The sequence below is a fragment of the Microbacterium sp. NFH-22A-Y genome (assembly GCF_021401375.1).
GTDB classification, from domain to species: Bacteria; Actinomycetota; Actinomycetes; order Actinomycetales; family Microbacteriaceae; genus Microbacterium; species Microbacterium hominis.
Window position 1 is genome coordinate 61,088 of sequence record NZ_JACBGF010000002.1, and the last position, 26,355, is coordinate 87,442.

Sequence of the window (26,355 nt, forward strand, 5' to 3'; positions counted from 1 at the left end):
CGGCGCCGGCACAGTCAGCGAGTCGAGGCTCGCTCCACGAGCTCGCCGCACGGTTGCACCGAGACGAGTCGCGGAGTTCGAGCGGCGGAGTCCCACCCCATGCGGCCTGCTGAAGCTCGGCATCCCCGTCCCTGGTGTCGCCGCCGTGGCGCCCGCCTGTCGGCAGCTAGGAGGGCTTCGTCAGCATCAGCGCGTAGGCGATCCCGATGAATGCGATCGTCGAAACCAGCGCGGGTGAGCTGAGGGCACGCACCCACCGTTCCACGACCGGCATGGATGTCGCCCGCGCCACATCCGGTCCACCGACCCACCTCGCCACCTGTGTGAACCCGGCCGTCCTGACATCCGCGGTCAGCCGCCACATGTCGATGGCGAGCCATCCAAGGAAGAGCACAAGCGCGATCTGGAGGGCGTACACACCCACGATCCCGATGAGCTGGCTCAGCGCGTCGAGCTGAGACTCAGTGGTGCCGCCGGCGACGGCGCTGCCGGCCAAGCCGCCGACGAACGTCGACACGCACAGCAGCACGGCGCCGGTGCCGTATCGCGCGAGCCACGAGAGCCGATGCAGCAAATGACTGCGGTCAGCGAGCCTCGGAAGAGGGCGGGCGCCGGCGAACACGGTGACTGCAACCGCGCTGACAAGTGCGACGATTGCCCAGGACAGCGCATAGGCGGACTGATGCCCGAGAAGCGACCCTAGCAGAGCGGTGACGATGAGAACGGTCAGCACCGGCGTCGGGCTGAGGATGGCGGCTGCCGCCCGCCCCAGACAGCCACGGAGCTCAGTTGCTCCAGATGTTGACACGAGCCTCGACGATGGGCGGGGCTTCCGACGTCCGCGCACCCGTGCGGGCACGTCTCACGCCCGCACCGCTTCAGGCCGCGTGCGGACGTCGCCCTGCCAGAGGGCGATCAGCACCGCGGTGACCGATCCGGCGGCCATGATCGCGGCGAGCACGACGATCTGGAACCGACCGGCCTCGAGCGGGGAGATGCCGCCGAAGATCGCGCCGACGAAGGCTCCGGGGAGGACGACCAAGCCTGTGGTCTTGGTCTGGTCGATCGAGGGGATGAGTGCGTCGCGCACTGCGGCGCGGGCGAGCGTGATCGTGGACTGACGGGGCTTCGCTCCGAGCGCCAACCACCCCTCGACTTCATCCCAGTGGTCATTCACCGATCTTGCGAACGATCTGCCCGCCAAGGTGGCGATGCTCATCGAGTTCCCGATGACGATTGCTCCGATCGCGAGGGCGTATCGCGGGGTGAGGTCCAGCGCACCCGTGATGAAAACGATCGACAGGGCCACGACGACGCCCGCCGCGATCGAAGAGGACATCAGACCGAAGTCGCGCAATGACCAGCCGATTCGGCCCGTCGCCACGATGCTGGCGATGGTGAACATCACCACGAGCGCCACGGCGATCCATCCGGGGCTCGAAACGATCCCGGTGAGGATCACGCTGATCACCGCGAGTTGGGCGGCGCCGCGAACGATCGCGAGCGCGGGCTCCCACAGTCGCGGAACACGGAAGACAGTGAGGACGAGAGTCGTGACCACGGCCAGCACGGCCACACCGACGAGGGAGGCGGTGAGGTCGACGGACAGGGTCACAGCCGGAGCCTATCGAGCCGAAATCGAGCAGTCACCCGCTTAGAGGTGGATTAGACGCGCCTTCGTAGCGTGCGGATCGTGACGAACAACACGATGATCGCGCCCGCTGGTTCCGGCCGCCGCGAGACGCTCAGCAAGGTGCCGGAGATCACGCTGTGGTTCTGGATCATCAAGATCCTGTGCACCACGGTGGGTGAGAGCTTCGCGGACTGGATCAACATGACCCTCGGCGTCGGACTGGAGATGACCGCAGTGCTCTTCACCGTCGTCTTCGCGGTCGTTCTCATCTGGCAGCTGTCGCTGCGACGATACGTGCCGTTCGTGTACTGGCTGACGGTCGTGGTGGTGAGTGTGACCGGCACGCTCTACACCGACATCCTGACCGACGTGCTCGGTGTGCCTCTTGCGGTCAGTACAGCCGTGTTCGCGGGACTGCTCGCAGTGGTGTTCGGGATCTGGTGGGCCAGTCAGCGCACCCTGTCGATCCACAGCATCACGACCACTCCGCGCGAGTTGTTCTACTGGCTCGCGATTCTCGTGACCTTCGCTTTGGGCACGGCCGCCGGCGACTGGATCCTTGAGCTGACGGGCTGGGGTCCCGGCGTGTCGGTGCTGCTCCCCGCGGGCCTCATCATCGCGGTGATCATCGGCTGGCGCCTCGGGGCGAGTGCAACGCTGTCGTTCTGGCTGGCATACATCCTGACCCGGCCATTGGGTGCGAACCTCGGCGACTGGATGGGGTTCCCGACCGACCAGCAGGGACTCGGGCTCGGTGTCGCCGTGACGAGCATCATCTTCCTCGCCGCGATCTTGGCGACCGTGATCTACCTGACCGTTTCGCGGGCTGACGTCATCGACTCGGGCAAGCGGGAAGCACAGCCGGCATGGGCCCGCACTCCGTCGCCGAACCCGAGGCGGCAACGCTTGATGCTCGGCTACTTCGGTGGAGTCGCTGTGCTCACTGCCGGCTTGCTGATCTGGGCGTCTGCGCAACCTCATACGACGGCGGCGGCGAGCGAAGAAGGACCCGCGTCGACCGCGACTCTCGCACCCGGCGAGTCGGCGACTGCAGGCTTCCCCGCCGCAGATGTCAGCGAGCTTCGGACGATCTCGCAGGACACCCTTGACAAGGTGACGGCCGGGGATCAGGCCGGCGCCGTGACGCGCGTCAAGGCCCTCGAATCAGCGTGGGATGCCGCGCAGCCGGTCCTGCAACCGCTGAACCCGAACGGGTGGGCGGTCCTGGACGGGATGATCGACGCGGTCCTCACCGAAGTGCGCGCCTCCAGCCCCGACGCGGCAGCGGAGAAGGACGCGCTGTCGATCCTGCTCTCGACACTCTCGTCCTGACCGAGCCGACCAGCCCTGCCGGACGGTGACCCCTCAGGGCTGGTCGGCGGGGCGCAGCAGGATCTCGTTGATGGCGAGGTGGCGCGGCTGAGCGAGGACGAAGGCGATAACCGCGGCGATCTCTTCCGGTTTCACGGTGGCCGCGGAATACCCCTTCAGCACGGCTTCACGGGTGGCGTCGTGAGTGATGTGCGAGGGAAGTTCGGTGTCGACGACGCCCGGTTCGATGAGGGTCACGCGCACGTTCGGCAAGAGCTCCTGACGGAGCGACTCTGACCAGCCGTTGAGACCCCACTTCGTCGCCGCGTAGACGCCGTTGCCCGCGCGAGCGGTGCGCCCGGCAACCGACGACAGGTTGATGACGTCGCCGGGCGCTTCGAGCAGCTGGTCGTGGAACACTTCGGTCGCGGTGATCGCGCCGAGGAGGTTGATGTCGATCATGTTCCGGTAGTCGTCGCGCTGGGCGGACGCGAACGGGCCGAGCAGCATGATGCCGGCATTGTTGACCAGTACGTTCGCACCGCCGAGTTCCTGCTGCACGTGCTCGGCGGCGGCGACGAGTTGTTCACGGTCGGTGACGTCCGCCTGGATCGGGAGTGCGCCAGACCCAAGCTCAGCGGCGAGGGCCGAGATCCGGTCGGCACGTCGTGCGAGCAGTGCGACCCGGTACCCGGCGGCGTGAAGCGCGCGGGCTGTTGCGGCACCGATGCCGGAGGAGGCGCCGGTGATGACGGCGACCCGCGGGGTGGTGTTCTCGGTCATGGGTTGGAGGGCCTTTCGTTGTGGGTGAGGGCGGAGGCGTATTCCTCCGTGGTGACGTGTGCGGCCCACTCCACAGCGGCATCCTGCTCAGACGGCGGGGCGCTGCTGATGGCGAGGTGTTCCATGAAGCTGTCGTCCGCTGCGCCGTGCCAATGCCACTCTCCCGGCGGAGTGTGAACGCTCTGGCCGGGGCCCGCGATGATCGTCCGACCGTCGCGTGTCTGCACTACAGCGGTTCCCTGCGTGATGTGGAGGGTCTGCCCGTGGCGGTGGACATGCCAAGCGGTACGCGCGCCGGGCGCGAATCGGACCAGACCAACTGTCGCGTATCCGGGCGGTTGGGGGCGGGCGACGGTGTCGACCCACACATCGCCGGTGAACCGATTGGATGGTCCGGGCACGGTCGCGCCCAGAGGCTCGATGTGCATCAGAGCACCGGCTCTGCGAACACACGCTTCGCGACATGCACGGCCGACATCGCCCGCGGCCAACCCGCGTAGAACGCGAGATGCACGATCGCTTCGACGAGCTCTGTCTCGGAGAGGCCGTTCTGGCGGGCAAGACGCAGATGGCTTTCCAGCTGCTCCGTGCTGCCGGTGCTGATCAGGCTGGCGACGGTGACGAGGCTGCGATCGCGGGGAGACAGCTCCGGTCGCCTCCACACGTCACCGAACAGCACCTCGTCGGTGAGGTCAGCAAGCTTCGGTGCGATATCCCCGACGAGCTGCTGTGCTCGCGTCTTCTCGGCCATGACGATTCCCCTTTCCGGAACGTTCCTCCATCGTCACCCCGCGCGCGAGCCACGTGCGAGGTAACACTGTCACCGCTCGCGAGGAGTGTGGATGTTCGTATGCTCGGCTCATGGACAACCGGGCGGAGGTCCGCGACTTCCTGACGACGCGGCGGGGACGTTTGACGCCCGAGCAGGCCGGCATCACCCCGATCGGAGGCGCGCGACGCGTTCCCGGGCTGCGTCGGGAGGAGCTCGCCATGCTCGCCGGTGTCAGCGTGGACTACTACGTACGCCTCGAACGCGGAAACCTGACCGGGGTGTCAGAGAGCGTGCTGCACTCACTGGCGGGCGCGCTGCGACTGGATGACACCGAGCGGGCGCACCTATTCGACCTGGCGCGTAACGCGAACAGTGTCGGCCTGCGACCCCGCGCCTTGGTCACGAGCCGGTTGAGACCCGGACTGCAGCGCCTTCTCGACTCGATGACGGGCGCCGCGTATCTGCGTAACGGGCGGCTCGACCTGCTCGCCTTCAATACCCTCGGTCGCGCCCTTTACAGCCCCGTGCTGAACAGCGCCGCGCAACCGCCCAACAACGCCCGCTTCACCTTCCTCGACGCCGGATAGCGCGACTTCTGGGACGACTGGAACACGATGGCCGACGGACTGGTCGCAACACTGCGAGCGGAGGCGGGCCGATACCCCACCGACAAGCGGCTCACAGACCTCATCGGGGAGCTCGCGACCCGCAGCCTCGAGTTCCGCGAGCGTTGGGCCTCCCACGAGGTGTACCGACACTCCACGGGAGCCAAGACCTTCCACCACCCGCTGGTCGGCCAGCTGACGCTGACCTTTGAAGCGCTCACGTTCCCCGCGGACGACGGGCTCGTTCTGGTCGCGTACGACGCGGAACCCGCCTCGGCATCCGCAGAGGCGCTCAGCCTGCTCTCGGCGTGGGCCGCCACGCCAGCCGATGCGAACAAAGGCCCTTAGATCTCTTCTCAGTCGCCGAGATCATCACCATCCTCGTCGATCTCGTCCGCCGCGAGTGCTAACAGCTTGAGTGCGCCGAGCGCTGCCCCTACGACGACAACCACTCCAGCAACGACTGACGTCACAACGATCCACATGCGCGCCGCTCCTTGTTCGATCACCCGACGCGCCGTCGCGGCTGGAGCTGAGCCCAAGTCACACTGGGCACCGACGTGCGGACGCGCATCGAGGCAACCAGGGCGATCATGATCACCGCGAATCCGAGGGACACCCATCCGGATCCGACACCGACACCTCCCTCCGCCGTGGGCTTCCCCAGCCAGTCCGCGATGGACGCACCCAACGGGCGGGTCAGAACGTAGGCGAACCAGAACGAGAAGACGGCGCCCCAGCGCCAATACCGGAACCCGACCGCGGGGACCGCGATCAATGCAACGAACAGCAGGGTCGAGGGGAGGTACCCGAGTCCGAGGCCGACCGCGGTGAGGTCCCCGACCGCGGTGCCGAGCGCGAAGGTGCCGACGACGGCCGCCCAGTAATACAACTCCCGGCGCGTCGTGGTGACCTGGTGGACGGAAAGCGTGCGTTCGGTGCGCCACCACAGCGTGAACACTCCTGCAAGCAGCAGGGCATACAGCGTCGCGGTGGCAGCGTACGGGAGCCCCAGGACGACATGCATGACATCGGCCGCCATCGTGCCGAAGACACCCACCGCCGCCACGGCCAGCCAGTACACCGCGGACACGTACCGGCGACGCGTCAGTTGAAACACCAGGGCGCCCACGAACAACGCGAAGCCAAGCAGCACCGCGATGACCGGATCCATGATGCGGATCGAGAAGTCCGACACAGCCTCACCGAGCGCAGTCGACGCCGCTTTCGTGGCCCAGAAGACGACGGTCGGGTCGGGCACCCGCGAAGTTCCTCGAGTGTCGATGCTGTTCACCCTGCGGCCCCGAGAAGACATCCGGCGGGAGAGATCGCATCCCGGCCAGTGGCGGCGCGGGCAAAGGCGGTGTTCATAGCGTTGAGCATTCGCCGCTCTCTCTAAGCAGGTTCTAAGACCAAGCTGACCTGGTATCGGACACAACGGAAGCCGACCGCGGAGCGTCTCGGACAGGACCCTCCGCGGTCGGCGGTAAAGCGGAAACGGTGGGGGTCCGTCGCCTCGGCTCAGTTGCCGCCCGACGATGTGGGGGCGTCGTCAGCGGTCTCAGTGTCGGTGTCGGTCGCGCCGTTGTCGTCCGCGGTCTCCGTGTCGGTGTCGGTCGCGCCGTTGTCGTCCGCGGTCTCCGTGTCGGTGTCGGTCGCGCCGTTGTCGTCCGCCGTCTCGGTATCCGTCGCCGAGGTGGAGGTGGCGGGTGTGGGCGTCGCCGCGTTCGCCGGGAGCGCGAGAGCAACCCCGCCGATTCCGAGGACGAGCGCGGCGGTACCGCCGCCAATGCTCGCGATGAGGGTCTTCTTCTGAACAGTCACGTTGTGTCTCCATTTCCGCGGGCGGTTGACCCGCATGACCCCACAGTGGGCCGGAGTCTCTGAGGAACCTCGAAGATCCGGCATCCGGCGGCGACAGTCGGGGAATTCATAGCCGCTGTGGGGCTTCTCAGAGCGTCCTTAGAGCCGCGGGCGGAGAGTTCTCGGATGCCATCTTCACCATCTCGCCGCCGCGTGTGGCTCAGTGGGTCCCTCGCCGCCGCCACCTTCATCACCGTCACAGTCATCGGCCTGCTGATCGTGGGGTCATCGTCGTGGTCTGCGACGGAGGTGCAGGTCGTGGTCTGGGTCCACGGGGTGCAGAGCGTGGTCGGTGATGTCCTGGCGTTGACGATCAACTCCGTGTTCGGTCCCGGCGGTGCGGTTCTCGTGGTGCTGATCGCTCTCGCCTGGATCTTGCTGGCCACCCGGTCGTGGCGGGCGACTCTGCGCACGAGCATTGTGCTGGGGGTTCCGTGGGCGTGCGCTGAAGTGCTCAAGGCGATCGTACAGCGGCCTCGACCGAATCCGGAGTTGCTGCAGCCGATGATCGTCGCAGATCCGGTGACGTTCAGCTACCCGAGCGGCCACACGGCGTTCGCCGCCGCGCTGTGCTGCGCTTTGCTGCTCGTCGTGCTGCCGCGACGTATGTGGAGGTGGGGTGTACCTGTGGCAGTGCTGGTGGTGCTCGTGACGGCGTGGTCGCGTGTCTACCTCGGTGTCCACTACCCGACGGATGTACTCGCTTCCGCCGTGCTGGTCCCAGCGCTGGCGCTCGCGACTGCGCGAGCCACCGCCGCATGGTCGTTCCTCACTCCGCCGCCTGCGGATGCGGCGGTGGTGAAGCCGGTCAGTTGAGGATGGTGCCCGTCAGCCGAGAGAGGGGCTCGGCGAGGGTGTTGATGTCGTCGACGAGCGCGCGTTTGTCCGCCTCCGTCAGGTCGGTGTAGGGCACGAAACCTGCTGTCAGAGAACCGTGGGTGGCGAGATCCTTCTCCAGCGACTCGAACCCTTTCTGGATTTTGGCGACCAGGGCGGTTCCGTCCGCGCCGGTCGCGGCCGCGAAGTCCTTCACAAGGCTGAATGCCATCTTGGCGCCCTCGACGTTCGCGGCGAAATCGTAGAGGTCGGTGTGGGACCACCAGTCCTCTTCGCCGGTGATCTTTCCGGTCGCGACTTCGTCGAGAAGGCTGATCGCCCCATTGGAGATCGCGGCGATGCCCTGCGCGTCGAGGGTGTCCTGGAACTCGGCCGAATGCACGTAGTCGTAAAGCTGCTGGATGTCGGCGACGAGTTGGTCGCCGACATGGGCGCGCTGCTCGGGTGTCGATGGGCTCCAGTTCTGCCAAGCCGGGGTGACGTCGTCTGCGTTGAGCGCATCGGAGGCGGGAACCCACAGGTCCTTCTCGATCCGGTGGAAGCCGGTCCAGTCAAGGTTCTCCGCGACGGCGTCGACCTCGCGGTAGTCGATCTTCGGGTCAAGGTCACCGAGAGTGCTCGCGACGGGTTCGATGCGCTCGTAGAACGCACGCACCTGAGGAAACTGTGCACGCGCGGTCGCGTCGTCACCCGCCGCGTATGCGGCTGTGAACGTCTTCACCGCGGGCAGCAGCTGCTCCACCTGGTCCTTCACGAATGCGGCGTACAGGTTCACGGCCTGCTGCTTCTGCTGCGCGTCGGCACCGGAAACGGCGACCTGGTCGCCGGTGACCGTGAACGCAGCGCGCCCTATGCCTTCACCGACCATGCCCGGTTTGCAGAGAGTGAGATAGTCGCCGGGTTGCGCGGTGACAGTGAGGGTACGAGTCGCGCCGGGCGCGATGTTCTCGATCTCCCCGACGATGCGGAGCCCGTCCGAGGCGAGCAGGTAGAACTCGGTGACCTGGGTGCCGGCGTTGTGGACGTCGAACGCGAGGGTCCCGCTGGATGCCGTTGCTGCGGACACGCCGCACGTGCGGTCGTCGGACGTCACGGTGAGAGCGTCAGCCGATCCGACGGCGTCTTTCGCTACACAACCGGCAAGGGCGATCGCCGTGGCGGTTACGGCGATGATCGTGAGGGGGATGCGAGGGGTCATGACTCTCCAGCGAGATGAGGTTGAGGGGATACCGCGGGCGCGGGGGAAGTTGTGTGGGTGGAGGGTCTGCGGCGGAGGCCTCGGATGAAGAACGATCCGACGACGACGATGTAGCCAGCCCAGGCGATCACCTGCAGCCAGGACATCCGTGGCATGAATCCGAACGTCGCCTGCAGGACGGTGGCGAGTGTGCCGCCGGGCGCGATTACGGCGCTCAGATCGAACGCCCACCCGAGCGGGAAGCCGGCCCACCCGATCGCGACGGCACCGGTCACAGCGTCGATGGGTGCACCCGCTGTGAAGGGCCCGGCGACGACGCCCGCTTCCTGCAGATCCTTGAACGCGTAGGCGAGAACACCGGCCGCGGCGATCACGAGAATCGCGCCAGTCCATGCGAAGAACAGCCGGAGATTCAGGTGCACGAGTCCACGGGCAAGCAGCCATCCGGCGATCACCGCGGTGACGATGCCCAGCACGGCACCCACGAGGGCCGCCGGCGCGTTTCCGAACGACTGCACCATCGACCACAGCAGCAGGGTCGTTTCGATACCTTCACGGGCGACCGAGAGGAAGCCCAGCGCGACCAGCGCCCACATACCGCCCCGGGCGAGCGCTCGGTCCACGTCCCCCTCGAGCGTCGACTTTATCGTCCTCGCGGTGCGCTGCATCCAGAACACCATCCAGGTCACCATCGCCAGCGCCGCCAGCGACAGCACTCCACCGATGATCTCCTGCGCCTGGAAGGTGAGGGAGTACGCACCGAACGTGAGGACTGCGCCGACGCAGGCCGATCAGAAAGGTCGCGAACACGACGGCACACTCCGCAGATGAGTCAGGAGAACAACACCCGCGAACCGAACTCGACGCGGGGTAGGTAAGGCGAACCTCACCGGGAGGTCACGATATCCGCCGCGCCCCTCGGCATGCAAAGCCTTAGTCAGGCATGATTCGTTTCTTAGAGACGTCTCAGAATGCGGCACGGAGGGTGGTGGTTGGAGGATGACTATGGCCGATAGCCGACCGCGCCTGCTGCTCGCCGAAGACGACCCGCAGCTTGGCCCTCTGATGGTGAGAATGCTCGAGGAGGTCTACGACGTCACCCTGTGCGCAGACGGCGGCGAGGCACTTACCTCGGCGCAGGACGGGCCGTTCGATGTGCTGATCATCGACCGCCGCTTGCCGAACATCGACGGCGTCTCGATCGTGGAGACGCTGCGCCGGGGAGGCGCGACGGCGCCGATGCTGATCCTTACTGCGCTCGGGACCGTGCAGGACAAGGTGCGGGGCCTCGATGCCGGTGCGAACGACTATCTGGTGAAGCCGTTCGAGTTCGAGGAGCTGTTCGCCCGGCTTCGCGCGATCCGCCGGGTCAGCGAGGGGGAGGGCCCCTTTGTGCGTATCGGTGCCTGGGAGTTCTATCCCGAGTCTCGAGCGGTGTACTCCCCCTATGAGGGACGCACGATTCTCACCGAACGGGAGTCCGACCTGCTGCGACTGTTCGCTGTGCACCCTCAGAAGACGTTCACGCGGGGCGAGATCCTGCATGCGGTGTTCGAGGCCACCGACACGCCTGGCACCGTTGACACCTACGTGCACTACCTCCGTCGCAAGACCGATCCCGATATCGTCACGACGGTCCGGGGCCGCGGATACCGTTTGGGATTGCTGTGAAGGGATCGGCGCGTCGGACCGACGCCGACGCACTCCTCGTGCGACGCACCGCGATCCGAGTCGGGCTGTGGATCACGATCGCGGTCTCCATTCTCGTCATCGCGGTCATGGTCGCCGCGATCGTATTCGTGTTCCACCAGATCCCGCTCACCGACCTCTTCGACCGGAACCGGCATGAGGAGATGGTCGACATCGGCGGACTCGACATCATCGTCGGTGGCATCGCTCTCGGGCTCCTGGCGATCATCCTCGCCGGGACGCTGGGCCTGCTTGCCACACGTCGAGCAGTCGCCCCGCTCGTGGACGCATTGGGTCGACAGCGCCGGTTCGTGGCGGATGCCTCACACGAACTGCGCACACCGCTCGCGATCCTCGACACTCGCCTCCAGGTACTCGAACGGTCAATGCCTGCGGACGACGCAAACCGCGAACTCGTCGACGAGCTCCGTGGCGACTCCCGCAACCTGATCAACGTCGTCAACGACCTGCTGGACTCAGTCGACGTGACCTCGACCGGCGTCGTCCCATCCAGGCCCGTCGCTCCCTCCGTCACCGACGCTGCGACCTCGATGCGCGTGATCGCAGAAGAGCGGGGCATCCATCTTCGCGTCGACGCGATTCCCGATGATCGCCGCGCCGCTATCCCCCCGGCGAGTCTTCATCGAGCCCTCGTCGCGCTGATCGACAACGCGGTGAAGCACTCACCCGCCGGCGGGGAGGTGCTCGTCACCACCGGTACGGACCGAACCACTACGTGGATCGCGGTACGTGATCACGGGGCAGGCATCCAGGGAATCTCCCCTGAGCGTGTCTTCGATCGATTCGCGCGCTCCTCGCTCGCGGTCGACGGCGGAGGGTCCGCAAGAACAGGGTTCGGCATCGGGCTCAGCCTCGTGCAAGACACTGTCGGCCGGTTCGGCGGCACGGTCGAGGTCACCAGCACATCTGAGAACGGCACGACGATCACGATGACGCTGCCGCACGGCCGACGTTGACCACCCCTATGGGGCTCGCTCGTACAGGTAGACGACACTGCGGTGCCCACGAATCGCCCGCACCTGCCGGTAGCCCGCAACGGCAAGATCTGCCATGCCCCAGGTGTCGACGTGGCTCGCTGTCGCGTACTCGACCATCCAGACGCGGTCGACACCAGCGAAGCGTCCACTGCTGATCGCATCGGCGACCGTGTACGTCACATCGTGCCAGCTCACGCCCTCGGCGTACGGCGTCTTCAGGGTCGGATCACGCACCGCCGAGAAGGACGTGGGGTTCGTGCTCATCGCCAACCTCGGCCGCCGCGATGGACGAACACCCTCATCGAAAACGATCGCGTCACCGCGGACAGCCTCAGCGGTGATCGTCGCCGCGATCTCGTTCCAGTCGGAGCCGTTCTTCGCGTAGGGAGTCCGCTGCGACACCCAAACGGGCACGACGCACGCCGCCACGGCGATCACCGCGACCACCGGCACCCACCGACGCCGAACTACCTCGCCGATACGTCGAACGCCCGCCGTCATGAGGAGTGCTGCTGCCGGTGCGGACAGCGTTCCATATCGGGCCGTGTAGCCCGCGAGCAGGGGGCTGATCGCGATAAGCAGGCCCATTGGCAGCAGAAGCCACGGCAGCGCGATGATCTCGACGCTCGGCCCCGCCGGCACACCGCGACCACGCGCGCGCAAGATGTCCCGAACCCAGCAGACGACAGCGAGGATGATGAGTCCCCCCGCAGCCACGGCCACAGCCGAGGACCCGAACCACATCTGCACAAGAACCGCGTCAACGTTCACCACGTCCCGATGAGCGAGGAACGCCACCTGGCCGCGCTCAAGGAAGGCGAACAGGAGAATCGGGGTCGACGCTGTCACCGCGACTAGCGTGGCGATGGCCCACCGCCGCCACTGGGCACGGAGCCGCCCTGTGGCCAGAACAACAACAGCAGCGACCAAGATCATCAGACCGAAGTACACGAACGTATAGATGCCGACCGTCAGCACCGCCCCGTACGCGACCCACCCGCGGCGCGACAAACGCCCACTCACCACCAGCTCGACCAACGTCACGCACAGCAGCGTCGCGAGGGCCGCATCGAACGCATAGGCACGAGCCTCCGCCCCCGCATACGTCAATCGAGGCAGCAGCGCGGTGAGCAGGCCTGCCCCGATCGCAAACTGCGTAGATCCGAATCGCTGCGCGAGCCAGACCACCCCGCCTGCCGTGATTCCGGCGGCGATCGCAGAGGGAAGTCGGACAGCGAACGGGCTCGACCCGGCCACTCCCACCCAGGCGTGGAGGCCAAGGTAGTAGGCGCCATGAACAGCATCCACGTGCGCGAGCATCCCCCAGAGACTTGGGAGGGTGCGCGTGGCCGACATCACGCTGGCGGCTTCATCACCCCACAGCGAGGGAACCCAAGAACCCGCGATGCTCACCGCGATAGCGATGAGCCCGACGATCGCGCTCAGCCGTAGTGAAGGTGCGGCTATGTCGCTCGGCGTCGGCCTCTGGAGCAACGGCGTTGCCTTGGCGGTGACCAGCATTCGCTCAGCACATCCGCCGACGGCTCAGGAACGGCTAAGAACCCGACGGGTGGCTGCGCGCCCGGGACCGTACTACAGCCGTCACAGCAACGGGGGCGATAGTGATCACGACGATGCCGAGCATGATCCATTCGATGTTGGTCGCGACCCACGGAATCGACCCCAACAGGAATCCTGCAAGTCCGAGCACGCCCGCCCACATGACGCCGCTGATGATGTTCCATCGCGTGAAAACACCACGAGACATCGCCGACATGCCCGCCGCCGGCGCGACATACGTGCGGACGATCGGGACGAAACGGGCGAGCACAATCGCGGACGATCCCCAGCGCGCGAAGAAGCGCTCGGTTTCGACCAGGTGCCGCTGCTTGAGCACACGGGCGTCAGGCCGGAACAGCCGGCGGCCGTAGCGTCGCCCCAATGCGAATCCAACCTCGCCGCCGATGATCGCCGCCACACCCGCGACTCCCGCGACAACGCCCCAATGGACACCGATCGCGGCGGCGATGATGGCACCCGCGAAAACGAGGCTGTCCCCCGGCAGGAATGGGAACAGGAGACCGTTCTCGACGAACACGATCAGCGCCACGAGCACGAGTGCGAAGGAGCCGAAACCCGCCAGCGCATGAGAGATGTCCACGGCGAAAGAATCACCCGGCTGAACTAAGGAACCACGAAGACGCACCGCTTCGCGACCTTCCGCGCATCGGCGGAGGTCCAGGATCTCGGCCGCCCCGGTAGACGACGCCGGATGCAAGTGGGAGACTTCTCTGTTCTGCGTGAGGAGGAAGCATGGACGACGACAGCCAATCAACCGTCGACTGGAACGGCATCATCCGCGGGATGATCGCGCGAGCTACCGAGTCCGCGCCGACCGAGCCAGGCGTGTACCGGATGCCCTGCGGCGAGTGCGTGGTCGACTTCTTCATCACCGCGGAGGGAAACGAGCACTGGCTCGTCGCCGGGGACGACCGCTCCTACACTCGTGAGACCGTCGCGATCGCCCGTCACGGAGACCACCCGTGGGAGCGGCTCTACACGCTCGCTGACGCGGCAAGGGAAATGGCGAGACTCGCCGCGGCGAACGGTGGCGACATCGACCGGGTGCTCGAGGAGCTGGTCGAAGCGATCGACGACCGCGAGGTCGAGCCCGTGGTGCGTGAGCGCGATGGCATGAGCAGTGAATCACTCGAGGATGTGGCGGCGCGCTTCGGGGTCGACCTCGATGAGCTGTAGAAGCAGCCGCGACTGCGAGCGTGGAGAGTAGCTGTGAGCGAGTATCCGTGGTTCGACTTCGACCAGGTCGATTTCGTCACTTCGGACCAGCATTTCAGTCACGCACGGATCAGCGAGCTCGCCGAGCGCCCGTTCGCGACCGTGGAAGAGATGAACGCGGAGCTGGTGCGACGGTGGAACGCGGTGGTAGGACCGAGCGACACCGTCCTCCATCTCGGTGATCTCGCGCTCGGGCCGATCGAGGAATCCGTCGGGCTGACCGCCAACCTGAATGGGCGACGGTTCCTGATCCCGGGCAACCACGATCGCGTCTCGCCGGCGACACAATCCAAACGCGCAATCGAACGGTTCACGCCGCTGTACGAGGCGGCCGGGTGGAGCATCCTCCCCGAGGTGATTGAGGGCACCCGCCGCGGGTACCGGATTCTGGCATCCCACTACCCCTACAGCGGCGACTCGCACGGCACCGACCGGCACACGACCCACCGGCCGCGCGAGGACGATGGTGTTCCGCTGCTGCACGGTCACACGCATGCCCGCGATCACGGCCCGCACGGGCACGAGTTTCACGTCGGCGTCGACGCGCACGACTTCACGCCCATTCGCTTCACGGTCATCGACGACTGGGTCCGCAGCCTCCCGGGGATCGAGACGCGCCTGCAGGCCGCGACTCGGGAAGCGCGCACGGTGCTCGCCGATGTCGTCGGCGGCGAGACCCCGGGATCGGACGCGCTGTTCTACATGCAGGGATACAACGAGCTCGTCATCGTTCTCGAGGAGCTTCTCGACGCGCTCCCTCACGACGAGCAGCACGAGTAGCCGGGAACAGGTCGCGGTTCGCGTTCGGGCCGGATCGGAGGGTGCGGGTCTCGGTCCGGTAGCGCACCCATCCCTGCCTGCGCCAATGCACCATCACAAGGCTTCGGACCGCTCGAGACGACCACGCCGCCTCATGGTGCGGGTAGTCAGGGTCTTGGGCGGCGAGTTCGGCGAACAGTTCGCGGAATGTCGGCGGTTCGCCGTGCTCGCGGGTGTATCGGTGGATGATCTTCACCGCGCGGCGCGCCCACCTCGGAGCGGTCTTCGCTGACGTGAGCTCCGTGAACAGCGGCGCCAGGTGGGGTGCCGACCACGGCTTGTCGGTCCACCCGGAGTTGTTCCACTGCATCGAATCGTGATGGAGGACCGGATCGCCGCCCTCAGGCGCGTCCGGGCTCACCGCCGCTCCCCGCGGTCAACGGAAGCGCCCAGCGAACCAGCAGAAGTGGTCGAGCGAGAGTTGAGCTCAGTCTGTGAACCGGCGTCTGACATCACGGCCATCAGCGCCGCGGTGTACTTCTCCCCTGTCACCTTCATGCGCTCGCGCGCCGCCCGTTGCAGGCGACTGGAGGTCCGCTTCTTCTCGGTCATGATGACTCCTCTTCGGTCGGTGATGTGGATTGCGCGGCAGGGTCAGCGGCGAGGGCGCGGCGGAGCTCGCGAGCGAGTCGTTCGCCGAGTGGTGTGAGGCGCATCCGCCTGTTGCGCGCCGCGGGGACGAATAGGGTCCCGCCGACGTCGGCGCCGAGGCTGGCGAGCTGAGCGCTCAGCGAGCTCTGCGTCGTACGGATGGTCGCCGCGGCGGCGCGCACGGTGTCGTGCTGCGTGGCGATGAGGAACCTGCGTGCCCGTTCGATGGGCTGCCGGCCAACGAGTGCACGCTGGAGGAGCTGTGACCGGCCGGCTAGTGGGTGAGGGGTGCGGTCGTGCGGGCCGGGTCGCATCGCGATGCCCGCCGCTTGGATGCGGTGCGCGATCGTGGGCGCGCTGCAGCCGACGAGCGCCGCGATCTGCCGCAGCGTCATCCCGTCCTTCTCGTACCGCTCACGTAGCCAGTCGTCGTCGATGACGAACGTGATGGGCCGTCCGCGGCGGAGGGTGCAGCTGCCGTCGGCGAGCACACGCGACACCGTCTGTCGCGATACTCCCGTCCGTCGTGCGAGCTCATACGTGGTTGCGCCGCCACCGTACTCGTCGATTAGTTCGCGGCGGCGCGATGGTGCGTCGAGTGCGCCACGGACGGGTCTGGCCGTCGCCCACTCATCGACAGTCTTGCTGCGGGTTGCGGCGGGTTTGATGTGCGTCGACAGCGGCGGCGCCCAGCTGAGCGGCTCGTCGATTCCTCGGCTGAGCAGGAAGGCGCGGCCGGCGTCGTCCAGCTCACGGCGCACAGAGTCCGGCACCGTCTTCGTGAAGGTCGTCACCATCCGCGGGGACAGTCCGGCGGCGTCCCATGCTTCCGGTGCGTGTCGCATCGAGTTGCCTGTGATGGCGCGGTAGAGGTGGGCGCGGGCATGGCGGTGTCTGGCGCCGGAGCCGGGTTGCACATTCAGTCGGGCGCAGAGGCGATGCCATTCCTCTTCGGGGAGGAGATCGGTGCAGTCGAGGCTGCGGCGGCGTGCGTAGTCGATCGGTGTCTGGTGCGCGTCGAGGTAGGCGGCGAGGTTGAGGATCGCCGCAAGGGCAGGCGTCTCCGCGCCTGGCCTCCCAAACTCGCGCATCACATGAGTGACCTGACGAATGGGTGCCGTCGAGTCCAACAGGGCGAGGGCAGCGGAGTGAGTCAGCCGTGTGCCGGTGAACACGACGGCTGCGGCCAGCGCGGACGCGGCGACGTCGCTGTTGATGCGGCGTGGGGTGAGCGCGCTCGTCCACTCATCCCAGAGTTGCGCGGGCACCTTCCGCGCCCGGTCCTCGGGGTTCACGTCCGAGGCGGGCGCAGCTTGCAGGAACAGCGTCGGTCGTCGGGTGCGGCCGAGGGATGCTGCGATCAGTCGCTGCAGCTGCGGCGTTTGGCCGGTGTACGACGTACTCACCGCGAGCCGCCCATTCAGCAGCCGAGCCGCACGGTCGGGGTCTTCGAGTGCGGCGATCGCGATCGTCGTGCCGACCGCGCCGCCGGCCGCGGTCGGCGGTCCCGCCCACGTCCACTCATGCTTGTCTCGAGGCACCGCCGCGAGGAGGTCCGTTCCCAGCTGCGGCATGTCGAGGTCGCCGCCATCGCAGAGCGTAACTCCTGCGGCGCGGGTGAGGAGACGGATGTCTTCGAGGACGGTGATCGCGGGTTGCGGGGCGGCCGCGTAGATCCCGAACCGGCCCTCGCCGGTGGAGAGGATCTGCATCATGCGGCGCTGTGCGTGGAGCGCGGCGTCGGGTGCGCCGATTCGTTCGGGGTGCGCGGTGAGGTCGCCGCGGCAGCGGCTCGCGATCGGGCCCGTCCCGGCACCGGCGACGGGATTGTGGCAGTGCCCGGGATGTGGGATCCCGGCGAGCGGGTGCCCGGTGTGACGCGGTGGCTTGTGGCACACCGGGCAGTTGTCGGCGAGGATGCGGCGGTGTCTGACGCACGCGAAGGTGAATGGGAACTGCCACGACATCCGCCACCTTCCGCCGGAGTCCGCCAGGCATTCGGGGCAGTAGCGTCCCGCCATTCCGCCGACGGGGCAGCGGAAGCTGATCCTCCCCTGGCGGGTGTAGCGGATCGCGTGCCGCGCGAACCGCATTCGCGTCATCTCCTGGAACTGCGCCGCCGGGATCCCCGTCGACCGCTCCAGCCGTGACGCCTGCTCATCGGTGAGCTCGGTCGCCCACTGCGCGGCCATCCACGACGTCGCCGACACGGCCCGGCCGCCCTCCTGCTCCACCAGGCCGAGTGCGCACGCCATCTCCGCGACAGTCGCGCGGTTCGCGGCCGCGGAGGCCTCCAGCCAGGAGTCGAACGGCTCATCCGGCAAAGGGCGGACCCGAAACGGGAGGACACGCACGGCACCGGCCGTCTCGCTCATCAGGCCGCCTCCTCGCCGCTCTCTTCGGCGCCGTCGCTCTTCAGGCGGCGCCGGCGCCGCTCGCGGCGGGCCCGATCCTCCCGGTCGTGCTTGGCCTGCAGCTCGGGGCGCTCCGTTTCGGCTCCCTCGTCGATGCGGATGTCGTCGAGGAGCTGCCGGTCGATTCGCTCGACGCTGGTGCGGATGGCGCGGGACGCGCCGCGGCGAATGAGGTCCATGAGCGATCCGATGTTGCCGGTGGTGCGGGCGAACAGGTACCGCGACATGTCGACGAGCATCCCCTCGTGCGCGTCCGCGAGCACGAGGGCCTGTTCGATGTGCCACAGCAGGCTGTCCCACTCCTGGCGGGTCTGCTTGGTGCGCAGGCTGTACGGGTCGAGGCTGAGCACGGTCCACCGCCGGAACGTCTGCGCCATCGCCGCTTCCTTCCCGGTCGCGCCCTCGCCGACGAGGCCGCGTTCGCGGAGCGCGACACCGGCGAACAGGAAGGTGGCGCTGTACTCGTTGGACAGCCACTTCAGCTGGTTCGCGACCTCGACACCGTCGCGGGTGCGCATCTGGATGAAGTGCAGATCGTCGATGATCACCAGCCGGGTGTCGTGTCGTTCTATGCAGTCCGCTGCTGCTCGCGCCAGGTCCCGGCCGGCCATCGAACGGTGCAGGATGCCGGCGGCCGCGGGGTGCGCGTAGAACCCGAGGATCATCATGTGCAGGCCCTTGATCGTGAGCCGCCCTGGGACGGTGATGTGACAGACCGGGAGGTGGAGGATGTCGCGATCCTCGTCGAGGTACTCGCCCACTTCCGCGATCCGCTGACGGTGGAAGTCGCGCCCGAACGTGTTCACCACCGTCGACTTCCCGAGGGCCGGTGGGGCGTCGAGGGCGGCAGCGGATTTGACCCGGTCGGAGTCCTGCAGGTTGCTGTCCAGGATGTCGCCCAGCTGCAGGTGCACCCCGTGCACCTGCCGGGTGCGGAGCAGGATGTTCGCGTGCCACACCCGACGCTCCGCGTTGTAACGCGCGAACTCGTCCGGGCCGAGCGCTCCGAGCTGCTCCGGAGTCAGCAACGTGGGCTTCTCCCGCGGGGGACGTTCGGCGAAGTCCTTCCATCCCTCATAGGTGGACAGGCTCCGCTGCCGGCGAGGCGCGTCGCGCTCGCCTGAGAATGTGGCGGTCATTGGATCATCTCCATCGGCTCGAAGTGGTAGTCGGATCGGATCGTGGGTTCGTCGATGTCGTCCTCGTCGTCGTCATCCCCCGTTTCGGGGATGTCGACGCGTTTGCGTGGGTCGCGGACCTCGCCGGAGAGCTCCAGGCCGAGATCTGTGGCGGGGTTCAGTTCGGCCTCGAGCATCCGCTGCACGGTGCGCAGCGACCACACCCCGTCGGCCGCGGGGTCCTTCTCGTTGAGCTGCGCGGCCATGCGGGAACTCATCCGCCGCTCTGACGGGGTCAGTGCGCGTCCCGCGCCCCAGTCTTCGAGTAGCTGCGCGGCGACATCGTCGACCTGCGAAGGGCGGCCCTGGCGGATCGCGATCTTCTTCGCGTACTCCAGCGCGTCGAGGCTGAACGGTGTGTCGAAGTCTCCCTTGTGCTCCCACTCGAGGGTGTGCCAGGTGCCGTCCTCGGGGTCGTGGAAGTAGATCTGCGTCAGGTCGTCGGGGTTGACCACGAACGGCCACTCCGTGCCCTTGTCACGGTGGATCGACCGGGCACGGTTGCGGTACTTCGCCACCGAATCCCCCGTGTAACGCAGCTTGTGGATCTCGACGCCGTAGTGGTTGAACTGTCGTTTCACGACCGGGAGCAGCTCGAGGAGGACGCTCCGGTCGATCGGCATCCGCAGCTGCCCGGCAACAGCGAGCCCCTGGTCGTATCTCTCGGCGGGGCTGAGCTTGACGCCGGGGAGGCGGGGATCCTGGAGAGAGTCGTGGGGTCGGAGGTGGTAGACAGTCGCGACCCATTCGCGGATGATCTGCTCCAGCTGCGGGACCGTGTAGACCGCGTCGGCCTCGACGTCGTCGCCGCGGCCGCCGACGTCCGCGCCCTTATAGCCGGGGAGTTCCTGAAGGAACGTGTCGAGGGTGCGGAAGAACCTCTCGACCGGGCTCTTGTCAGTGGGCTGGTAGATGCGAGCCGGCTGGATGGATATGCCCAGGCGTGCGCACGCGCTGGTCACGTGCTCCGAGAGGTATGGTGCGCCGTGATCGACGATGATCGTGTCAGGCAGGATCCCGGCACGAACGAACCGCGGAACGCGGATACGCGTCGGGTCAACAAGCACGGAACCGGCGACGCCGTGGAAGGGCCATCGTGCGCTCGTGCCCCAGTCCGCGGGAGTGTCGAAGGGTTGGCACGCTTCCATGAGCACGCCGGACACGTCGATGGACTTCGTGGAGCCGGGCGTCAGCCGCATGCCGAGGATGCAGCGGGAGTAGAGGTCGATCGCGACCGTGAGGTCCGCAGCGACCCACTTGCCAGTCACCGGGGCCACGGCGAAGACGTTCAGCGGTGTCGTGTCGAGGAGGACGTATTGGCCGGGCGCGGTGGCATGCAGCCGACCGTAAGGGGCGGGTGGCCGGTTCGCGTTGGAGCGCTTGCGTTTGGTGCTCCCGGAGAAGGTCGCACGGCCACGGGAGAGCTCGTCGAGGATCTTGTACGCGGCGCTTCGAGAAGGGGCGGCGACGATACCTGGCCCGTGTGTGCGGTCGGCTCGGGCGTTGACTCTCGCGATGATGATGCTCTTCGCGACCTTCGACTCCGGCGTCTGCTCATCGATGACCTCGCGTGCCGCCGTGACCCAGCGATCGTCGAAGTTGACGAGCAGATTGCCCGGCTGCGCCTTGCGGTGATCGATCAGTCCGATCTCGCCGGCATCCTTATACCTCGCCACCCACCTCGCGACGGTCCGGCGGCCCTTGCCGAGCTCGAGCGCCTTCGCCGCGATCCGCTCCTCGATGCGACGCTCCGGATGGTAGGCGAGCTTCGGTTCGCCCTCACGCGCGATCTCGGCCGCCCCCGACCGGTAACCGGTGAGGACCTCTCGCACATGATCAGCGCGCTCGGCGGACACCGCACGAGCCGTATCGCTGGCGTCAGCCCAGATCACGCCCAGTGGAGCCGCGTCGTCATCGCGACTGTTTCCGGGGATGTGTGTCGTGCCTCCCTCAGTGCGGGGCCGCAGGAGATCGATCATCCGCAGGCGCCGAACCTGCCCAGTTCGAGTGCGGACGATGACCGCGCCATCGCAGATCTCCGCAACAGTGCAGGCGTCGCCGTCGTAGACGATGTCCACGCCTGGTTTCAGTGTCCACGTGCTGCTCATCGCTATCTCCTTCAGGTGTTGAGGTGGTGGTATCTCAGGCCCGCGTCACGATGCTCGTGGCGCTCAGAAGTCGAGTCAGGTCGGTGCTCAGCCGGCGAGCCCACAGCAGGTGCAGGACGAGCGCGCGCGCTGTGAGAAGCCCTCCGGCGACGGGCGCGATCGCGCGCACTGCCTCGCCGAACGCCATGGGCGACCTCAGCTCGCCGAGCGCGGCGGTGACGTCGCCGTCGGCGAACTGGAAGGAGCGGCGGTAGCCGGCAAGGAACTGGACGTTGCGCAGCAACACCTCGTCCGGCTCGGATTGGACGCGGTACTCCCACCCGTGGGGTTCGATCACGCGCCGCGACCAGCTCAGCGAGTCACGCACCTTCGGGACTGTGAGCTTCGCAGCGGGCTTCACATCCACGACACAGACCGTGTGGTCCGCGTGGACGATCAGATAATCGGGAATGTGGCGACGGCGTGTACCCTTGTCGTCCCCCTCGAGGAGGAACGGCTGAGAGAGAATCCAGTCCACGCGTGGGTCGAAGTCGGCCAGCAGCAGGTTCGCGTACTCGAGCCGCGACTCGTATCCGACATGCGCTTGCATGGTTGCCGACCAGTAGCTGCCCGAGAAGTGCCGCTGCCCGCGGTACCAGCGGAAATCACGCCACGGGACGGCGGCGTCGAACACGCTCAATCGAGCTGACTGCAGCGGAACAACGTCCACCTCGCCGCGCGCTTTGCGAACCATCAGCCCGACATCCGCCTGGCGCGTTCCGTCCCGCGTCTCGAGTTGCTCGCGCGCCGTCATGAAGCCAGCGTGAGGGTCGAATCGGTCCGGGAGAATGCACGCTTCCGCCATAGATTCGCGAAATACGATTCAGGTTCGAACTCTTGCTTTCACGGGCTAATTCGGTATATGCGAGTCACGAATACCAGTGAATGTGACATTCACTGTAGTGCATGTCACATAGATAACAAGTCACCGTCAGTGTAGGGATTTTTCTAAAATGTCCATTTCGCAGATGAAGTGTCCACGTGGTGTCCATATGGACATTTCGGTCGGGTGGTTCGGGTGATCTCTCCTGCAGCAAGGGGATAGCTGCTGGGCGGGAGACGTAATTCACGCACAGGCGGCCGGTTCGAGGCGGTAGGTCTCACGCGATGCCACAAACAAATCTGAGCATGGACACCACGATTTCCTCAGTACTCCGGAATACCCTAGGGGGGTAGGGGTGTTAGGGTGGGTGTCGCCGATTCTGGCGCATCACCGACGGAAGGAAACCATCATGGCCACCAGCGAGTACCAGGTCACCGGCATGACGTGCGGACACTGCGAGATGTCCATCCGTGAAGAGGTCTCCCAGATCCCCGGCGTGGACGAGATCCAGGTGAGCGCCCAGACCGGCAAGCTCGTCGTGTCTTCCACCAGTGCTCTGGATGACGCCGCCGTGCTGGCCGCGGTCGACGAGGCTGGTTACTCCGCGGTGCGCGCCTGATGAACGCTGCGGGACGACTCAGCCTGTATGGCGCCGGCGTCGTCGTGGCTTTCGGCGGGGCGTTCGGCATCGCGGCAGCTGTCGTCCCGGACAGCGCCGTCGCCAACTGGACGGCCGCGGCTGACGACAGCTCGATGGCCGATCACGCCGGCATGACCGGCGAGGACACCGCCGAGACCGCCACCATCCCCGGCGTCTCCCTCTCCGGTTACGGATACGAACTCAGCCCGATCGCCGCGCCCACCGGAACGGGCGAGTCAGGCGAGTTGAGCTTCCAGATCCTCGACGCTGACGGGACTGCGCTGACCGCGTACGAGTCCTCGCATGAGAAGGACCTGCACCTGATCGTGGTGCGCACCGATGGAACCCAGTTCCGGCACGTGCACCCCACGCTCGACGAGGCCACCGGCACCTGGACGACCTCCTGGGAGTGGACCGAAGCCGGCAGCTACCGGATCTATGCCGACTTCGTGCCGGACGTCGCCGACGGCCCCGACAAGGTCACCCTGACCCGCACGGTCGACGTCGCGGGCGCGTTCACCCCGAACCCGGCGACCGCCACGTCGACGACAAGCGAGGTCGACGGGTACACGGTCACCCTCGATGGGGACCTGACCGCGGGGGAGAGCTCCGAGCTAACCTTGTCGGTCACCCGTGACGGGCAGCCAGTCACCACCCTGCAGCCGTACCTTGGGGCCTTCGGGCACCTCGTCGCGCTGCGCGATGGGGACCTGGCCTACCTGCACGTGCACGCCGAAGGCGACGACCCGCAGGACGGCGACACCGCCGGACCCGACATCCGATTCGCGGCCGAGGCGCCTACCACCGGCCGGTACCTGCTCTACCTCGACTTCCAGGTCGACGGGCAGGTCCACACCGCCGAGTTCGTCGTGGACGCCGGGCACGGCACCGGCGACACGGACACGGACGACACACACAGCGACACGGGCGACGGTCACTGACCGCCCCGCGGTGATCTGAGAGAAGAAGGAACACCATGAGCACCACAGCCCCCGCAGAACAGACCGCGGACTCCGCCGTCGAACTCCAGATCGGCGGGATGACCTGCGCCTCCTGCGCGATGCGGATCGAGAAAAAGCTGAACAAGCTCGACGGCGTCGCCGCCACGGTCAACTACGCCACCGAGAAGGCGAAGGTCACCATCCCCGCCGGATACGACCCGGCCCTGCTGATCGCCGAGGTCGAGAAGACCGGCTACAGCGCGGCGCTTCCGGCCCCGAAGAAGGCCAAGAACGACACCGCCGAGGGCGGGGACGCGGACGATGCCGACCCGGAGCTGACCAGCCTCCGCAATCGGCTCATCGTCTCCATCGTCCTGAGCGTCCCGGTCATCGCGATGGCGATGGTCCCCGCCCTGCAGTTCACCTACTGGCAGTGGGCGTCGTTGGCGCTGGCGGCGCCGGTCATCGTGTGGGCGGCGTTCCCGTTCCACAAGGCGGCGTGGGCGAACCTCAAGCACGGCACCGCGACGATGGACACGCTCATCTCGATGGGCACGACCGCCGCGTTCCTGTGGTCGCTGTACGCGCTGTTCTTCGGCACCGCCGGCACCCCCGGGATGACGCACCCGTTCGAGCTCACCCTCGCCCCCTCGGAAGGAGCCGCGAACATCTACCTCGAAGTCGCCGCCGGGGTGACGATGTTCATCCTCGCCGGCCGCTACTTCGAGAAGCGGTCCAAGCGTCAGGCCGGCGCCGCGCTGCGCGCGCTGCTCGAGCTCGGCGCGAAGGAAGTATCCGTGCTGCGCGACGGGGTGGAGACGAAGATCCCGGTCGAGGACCTGCAGGCGGGGGACGAGTTCATCGTCCGCCCGGGCGAGAAGATCGCCACCGACGGTGTCGTGGTTTCCGGCACGTCCGCCGTGGACGCCTCCATGCTCACCGGCGAATCCGTCCCGGTCGAGGTCGCCGAAGGCGACCCCGTCACCGGAGCCACGGTGAACGCCGGCGGACGCTTGGTAGTTCGCGCCACTCGGGTCGGCTCGGACACGCAGCTGGCGCAGATGGCCAAGCTCGTCGAGGACGCCCAGACCGGAAAGGCTGAGGTGCAGCGCCTGGCCGACAAGATCTCCGGCGTGTTCGTCCCGATTGCGATCCTCATCGCCGTCGTCGCGATGGGGGCATGGTTGGGTGCCGGGTTCCCTGTCGCTGCCGCGTTCACCGCCGCCGTCGCCGTGCTGGTCATCGCGTGCCCGTGCGCCCTGGGTCTTGCCACGCCGACCGCGCTGCTGGTCGGCACCGGCCGCGGCGCGCAGATGGGCATCCTGATCAAGGGCCCGGAAGTGCTGGAATCCACCCGCAAGGTCGACACCGTCGTGCTCGATAAGACCGGCACCGTCACCACCGGCAAGATGACCCTGGTCAACGTCGTCACCGAGCCGGGCACCGATGCGGACGAGCTACTCCGCCTCGCCGGTGCACTCGAAGACGCCTCCGAGCACCCCATCGCGCAGGCGATCGCGAAGGGCGCCACCCAGCAGACCGGCACCCTCCCCACCGTGGAAGGGTTCACGAACCTGGAAGGCAAGGGCGTGCAGGGTGTCGTCGACGGACACGCACTCATCGTCGGCCGGGAATCGCTGCTGGCCGAGTGGTCGCTGCGCCTGAGCGCCGAGGTTGCCGCCGCGAAGGCGCAGGCCGAAAGCGAAGGCAAGACCGTCGTCGCCGTCGGATGGGATGGTGCCGCTCGCGGCATCCTCATCGTCGCCGACACCGTCAAGCCGACCAGCAAGGAGGCCATCGCCCAGCTCAAGGCACTCGGCCTGACTCCGGTGCTGCTCACCGGCGACAACGAGGCGGTCGCCCGCCAGATCGCCGCCGAGGTCGGTATCGACCAGGTCATCGCCGAAGTCCTCCCGAAGGACAAGGTCGATGTCGTCACCCGCCTCCAAGGCGAGGGAAAGGTCGTCGCGATGGTCGGAGACGGTGTCAACGACGCCCCCGCGCTCGCGCAGGCCGACCTCGGCTTGGCGATGGGAACCGGCACCGACGTCGCGATCGAGGCCTCGGACATCACCCTGGTCCGCGGCGACCTGCGCAGCGCCGCTGACGCGATCCGGCTGTCCCGCAAGACCCTCGGCACTATCAAGACCAACCTGTTCTGGGCCTTCGCCTACAACACGGCCGCGATCCCGGTCGCAGCCCTCGGTCTCCTCAACCCGATGCTCGCCGGTGCCGCCATGGCACTGTCCAGCGTGTTCGTCGTGGGCAACAGCCTGCGTCTGCGCGGATTCAAGAGCATCGCCCGCTGACCGGGCAA

Annotated in this window: 25 protein-coding genes and 2 pseudogenes; 10 read left to right on the plus strand and 17 right to left on the minus strand. The window is 67.1% G+C overall.

Annotated features, from left to right (window positions below):
• Nucleotides 1-166: 166 nt before the first annotated feature.
• Together L0965_RS06270 and L0965_RS06275 are read right to left on the minus strand one after the other, a co-directional pair.
• Complete coding sequence (locus L0965_RS06270) at nucleotides 167-733, minus strand: hypothetical protein (RefSeq protein ID WP_101305209.1); 567 nt, start codon at nucleotides 731-733, stop codon at nucleotides 167-169.
• A gap of 129 nt (nucleotides 734-862) precedes the next feature.
• Nucleotides 863-1,615, minus strand: a complete 753-nt coding sequence (locus tag L0965_RS06275; RefSeq protein WP_101305208.1) for an ABC transporter permease — start codon at nucleotides 1,613-1,615, stop codon at nucleotides 863-865.
• A 78-nt stretch (nucleotides 1,616-1,693) separates the two neighbouring features.
• Between L0965_RS06275 and L0965_RS06280 the strand changes: the two genes are divergently transcribed.
• Entirely contained in the window at nucleotides 1,694-2,965 is a 1,272-nt protein-coding gene (locus L0965_RS06280; protein ID WP_232783956.1) for a hypothetical protein, read from the plus strand.
• A gap of 33 nt (nucleotides 2,966-2,998) precedes the next feature.
• Here L0965_RS06280 and L0965_RS06285 read toward each other — a convergent pair whose 3' ends face one another.
• The 3 genes from L0965_RS06285 to L0965_RS06295 are packed head-to-tail and all read right to left on the minus strand — an operon-like array spanning nucleotide 2,999 to nucleotide 4,478.
• The gene (locus L0965_RS06285) at nucleotides 2,999-3,727 is read right to left on the minus strand and encodes an SDR family oxidoreductase (protein WP_101305207.1); all 729 of its coding nucleotides are present in this window, start codon (nucleotides 3,725-3,727) and stop codon (nucleotides 2,999-3,001) included.
• Entirely contained in the window at nucleotides 3,724-4,155 is a 432-nt protein-coding gene (locus L0965_RS06290; protein ID WP_101305206.1) for a cupin domain-containing protein, read from the minus strand. The genes L0965_RS06285 and L0965_RS06290 overlap by 4 nt, the downstream gene beginning before the upstream one ends.
• On the minus strand, nucleotides 4,155-4,478 hold the full coding sequence (locus L0965_RS06295) for a carboxymuconolactone decarboxylase family protein (protein ID WP_101305205.1): 324 nt from the start codon (nucleotides 4,476-4,478) through the stop codon (nucleotides 4,155-4,157). Before L0965_RS06295 ends, L0965_RS06290 begins: the two co-directional genes overlap by 1 nt.
• 110 nt (nucleotides 4,479-4,588) lie before the next feature.
• Between L0965_RS06295 and L0965_RS06300 the strand changes: the two are divergent.
• Nucleotides 4,589-5,452: pseudogene (locus tag L0965_RS06300) on the plus strand (helix-turn-helix domain-containing protein).
• Nucleotides 5,453-5,460: 8 nt separating this feature from the next.
• Here the strand turns inward: L0965_RS06300 and L0965_RS16580 are convergent.
• The 3 genes from L0965_RS16580 to L0965_RS06310 form a co-directional block, all read right to left on the minus strand.
• Entirely contained in the window at nucleotides 5,461-5,589 is a 129-nt protein-coding gene (locus tag L0965_RS16580) for a hypothetical protein (RefSeq protein ID WP_267956603.1), read from the minus strand.
• 20 nt (nucleotides 5,590-5,609) lie between these two features.
• The gene (locus L0965_RS06305) at nucleotides 5,610-6,365 is read right to left on the minus strand and encodes a hypothetical protein (RefSeq protein ID WP_198553653.1); all 756 of its coding nucleotides are present in this window, start codon (nucleotides 6,363-6,365) and stop codon (nucleotides 5,610-5,612) included.
• A gap of 260 nt (nucleotides 6,366-6,625) precedes the next feature.
• A complete protein-coding gene (locus L0965_RS06310; protein WP_157831536.1) occupies nucleotides 6,626-6,928 on the minus strand; it encodes a hypothetical protein in 303 nt (100 codons plus the stop codon).
• Between the two features lie 165 nt (nucleotides 6,929-7,093).
• On the opposite strand from L0965_RS06310, the gene L0965_RS06315 reads away from it, so the two are divergent.
• On the plus strand, nucleotides 7,094-7,783 hold the full coding sequence (locus tag L0965_RS06315; protein ID WP_101305202.1) for a phosphatase PAP2 family protein: 690 nt from the start codon (nucleotides 7,094-7,096) through the stop codon (nucleotides 7,781-7,783).
• On the opposite strand, the gene efeO is transcribed toward L0965_RS06315, so the two are convergent.
• The gene (gene efeO / locus L0965_RS06320; RefSeq protein ID WP_101305201.1) at nucleotides 7,776-9,002 is read right to left on the minus strand and encodes an iron uptake system protein EfeO; all 1,227 of its coding nucleotides are present in this window, start codon (nucleotides 9,000-9,002) and stop codon (nucleotides 7,776-7,778) included. The genes L0965_RS06315 and efeO overlap by 8 nt on opposite strands.
• A pseudogene (locus L0965_RS06325) lies at nucleotides 8,999-9,754 on the minus strand (FTR1 family protein); the annotation flags it as partial. The pseudogene L0965_RS06325 and the gene efeO, both read right to left, overlap by 4 nt.
• 253 nt (nucleotides 9,755-10,007) lie before the next feature.
• On the opposite strand from L0965_RS06325, the gene L0965_RS06330 reads away from it, so the two are divergent.
• Nucleotides 10,008-10,673, plus strand: a complete 666-nt coding sequence (locus L0965_RS06330) for a response regulator transcription factor (RefSeq protein ID WP_101305199.1) — start codon at nucleotides 10,008-10,010, stop codon at nucleotides 10,671-10,673.
• 107 nt (nucleotides 10,674-10,780) lie between these two features.
• Nucleotides 10,781-11,668: a HAMP domain-containing sensor histidine kinase gene (locus L0965_RS06335; RefSeq protein WP_101307112.1), complete on the plus strand. Its 888-nt coding sequence runs from the start codon at nucleotides 10,781-10,783 to the stop codon at nucleotides 11,666-11,668.
• Nucleotides 11,669-11,674: 6 nt separating this feature from the next.
• Here the strand turns inward: L0965_RS06335 and L0965_RS06340 are convergent, their stop codons facing one another.
• Complete coding sequence (locus L0965_RS06340) at nucleotides 11,675-13,210, minus strand: glycosyltransferase family 39 protein (RefSeq protein ID WP_101305198.1); 1,536 nt, start codon at nucleotides 13,208-13,210, stop codon at nucleotides 11,675-11,677.
• Nucleotides 13,211-13,244: 34 nt separating this feature from the next.
• A complete protein-coding gene (locus L0965_RS06345; RefSeq protein WP_101305197.1) occupies nucleotides 13,245-13,850 on the minus strand; it encodes a DedA family protein in 606 nt (201 codons plus the stop codon).
• A gap of 152 nt (nucleotides 13,851-14,002) precedes the next feature.
• Here L0965_RS06345 and L0965_RS06350 point away from each other — a divergent pair, with 152 nt between their 5' ends.
• Both L0965_RS06350 and L0965_RS06355 read left to right on the plus strand, forming a co-directional pair.
• Nucleotides 14,003-14,446: a zinc ABC transporter ATPase gene (locus L0965_RS06350; protein WP_101305196.1), complete on the plus strand. Its 444-nt coding sequence runs from the start codon at nucleotides 14,003-14,005 to the stop codon at nucleotides 14,444-14,446.
• Between the two features lie 33 nt (nucleotides 14,447-14,479).
• Nucleotides 14,480-15,265, plus strand: coding sequence for a hypothetical protein (locus tag L0965_RS06355; protein ID WP_101305195.1), 786 nt, complete (start codon nucleotides 14,480-14,482; stop codon nucleotides 15,263-15,265).
• 396 nt (nucleotides 15,266-15,661) lie between these two features.
• On the opposite strand, the gene L0965_RS06360 is transcribed toward L0965_RS06355, so the two are convergent.
• From L0965_RS06360 to L0965_RS06380, 5 genes are all read right to left on the minus strand, one after another.
• The gene (locus L0965_RS06360) at nucleotides 15,662-15,856 is read right to left on the minus strand and encodes a hypothetical protein (protein WP_101305194.1); all 195 of its coding nucleotides are present in this window, start codon (nucleotides 15,854-15,856) and stop codon (nucleotides 15,662-15,664) included.
• A complete protein-coding gene (locus tag L0965_RS06365; protein ID WP_234057958.1) occupies nucleotides 15,853-18,270 on the minus strand; it encodes a TniQ family protein in 2,418 nt (805 codons plus the stop codon). The genes L0965_RS06360 and L0965_RS06365 overlap by 4 nt, the downstream gene beginning before the upstream one ends.
• Nucleotides 18,270-19,448 carry an AAA family ATPase gene (locus tag L0965_RS06370; RefSeq protein ID WP_101305192.1) on the minus strand — a complete coding sequence of 393 codons (1,179 nt, stop codon included), beginning with the start codon at nucleotides 19,446-19,448 and terminating at the stop codon, nucleotides 18,270-18,272. The genes L0965_RS06365 and L0965_RS06370 overlap by 1 nt, the downstream gene beginning before the upstream one ends.
• On the minus strand, nucleotides 19,445-21,343 hold the full coding sequence (locus tag L0965_RS06375; protein WP_234057959.1) for a hypothetical protein: 1,899 nt from the start codon (nucleotides 21,341-21,343) through the stop codon (nucleotides 19,445-19,447). The genes L0965_RS06370 and L0965_RS06375 overlap by 4 nt, the downstream gene beginning before the upstream one ends.
• A gap of 286 nt (nucleotides 21,344-21,629) precedes the next feature.
• Nucleotides 21,630-22,388 (minus strand): TnsA-like heteromeric transposase endonuclease subunit, encoded by a 759-nt coding sequence (locus L0965_RS06380; RefSeq protein ID WP_198553651.1) that lies wholly within the window; start codon nucleotides 22,386-22,388, stop codon nucleotides 21,630-21,632.
• 478 nt (nucleotides 22,389-22,866) lie between these two features.
• Here L0965_RS06380 and L0965_RS06385 point away from each other — a divergent pair, with 478 nt between their 5' ends.
• From L0965_RS06385 to L0965_RS06395, 3 genes are read left to right on the plus strand one after another with little or no spacing between them, the layout of a single operon-like run.
• A complete protein-coding gene (locus L0965_RS06385; protein ID WP_067119704.1) occupies nucleotides 22,867-23,076 on the plus strand; it encodes a heavy-metal-associated domain-containing protein in 210 nt (69 codons plus the stop codon).
• The gene (locus tag L0965_RS06390) at nucleotides 23,076-24,038 is read left to right on the plus strand and encodes a heavy metal-binding domain-containing protein (RefSeq protein ID WP_067119702.1); all 963 of its coding nucleotides are present in this window, start codon (nucleotides 23,076-23,078) and stop codon (nucleotides 24,036-24,038) included. Before L0965_RS06385 ends, L0965_RS06390 begins: the two co-directional genes overlap by 1 nt.
• A 35-nt stretch (nucleotides 24,039-24,073) precedes the next feature.
• Nucleotides 24,074-26,347, plus strand: a complete 2,274-nt coding sequence (locus tag L0965_RS06395; protein ID WP_067119698.1) for a cation-translocating P-type ATPase — start codon at nucleotides 24,074-24,076, stop codon at nucleotides 26,345-26,347.
• Nucleotides 26,348-26,355 lie beyond the last annotated feature (8 nt).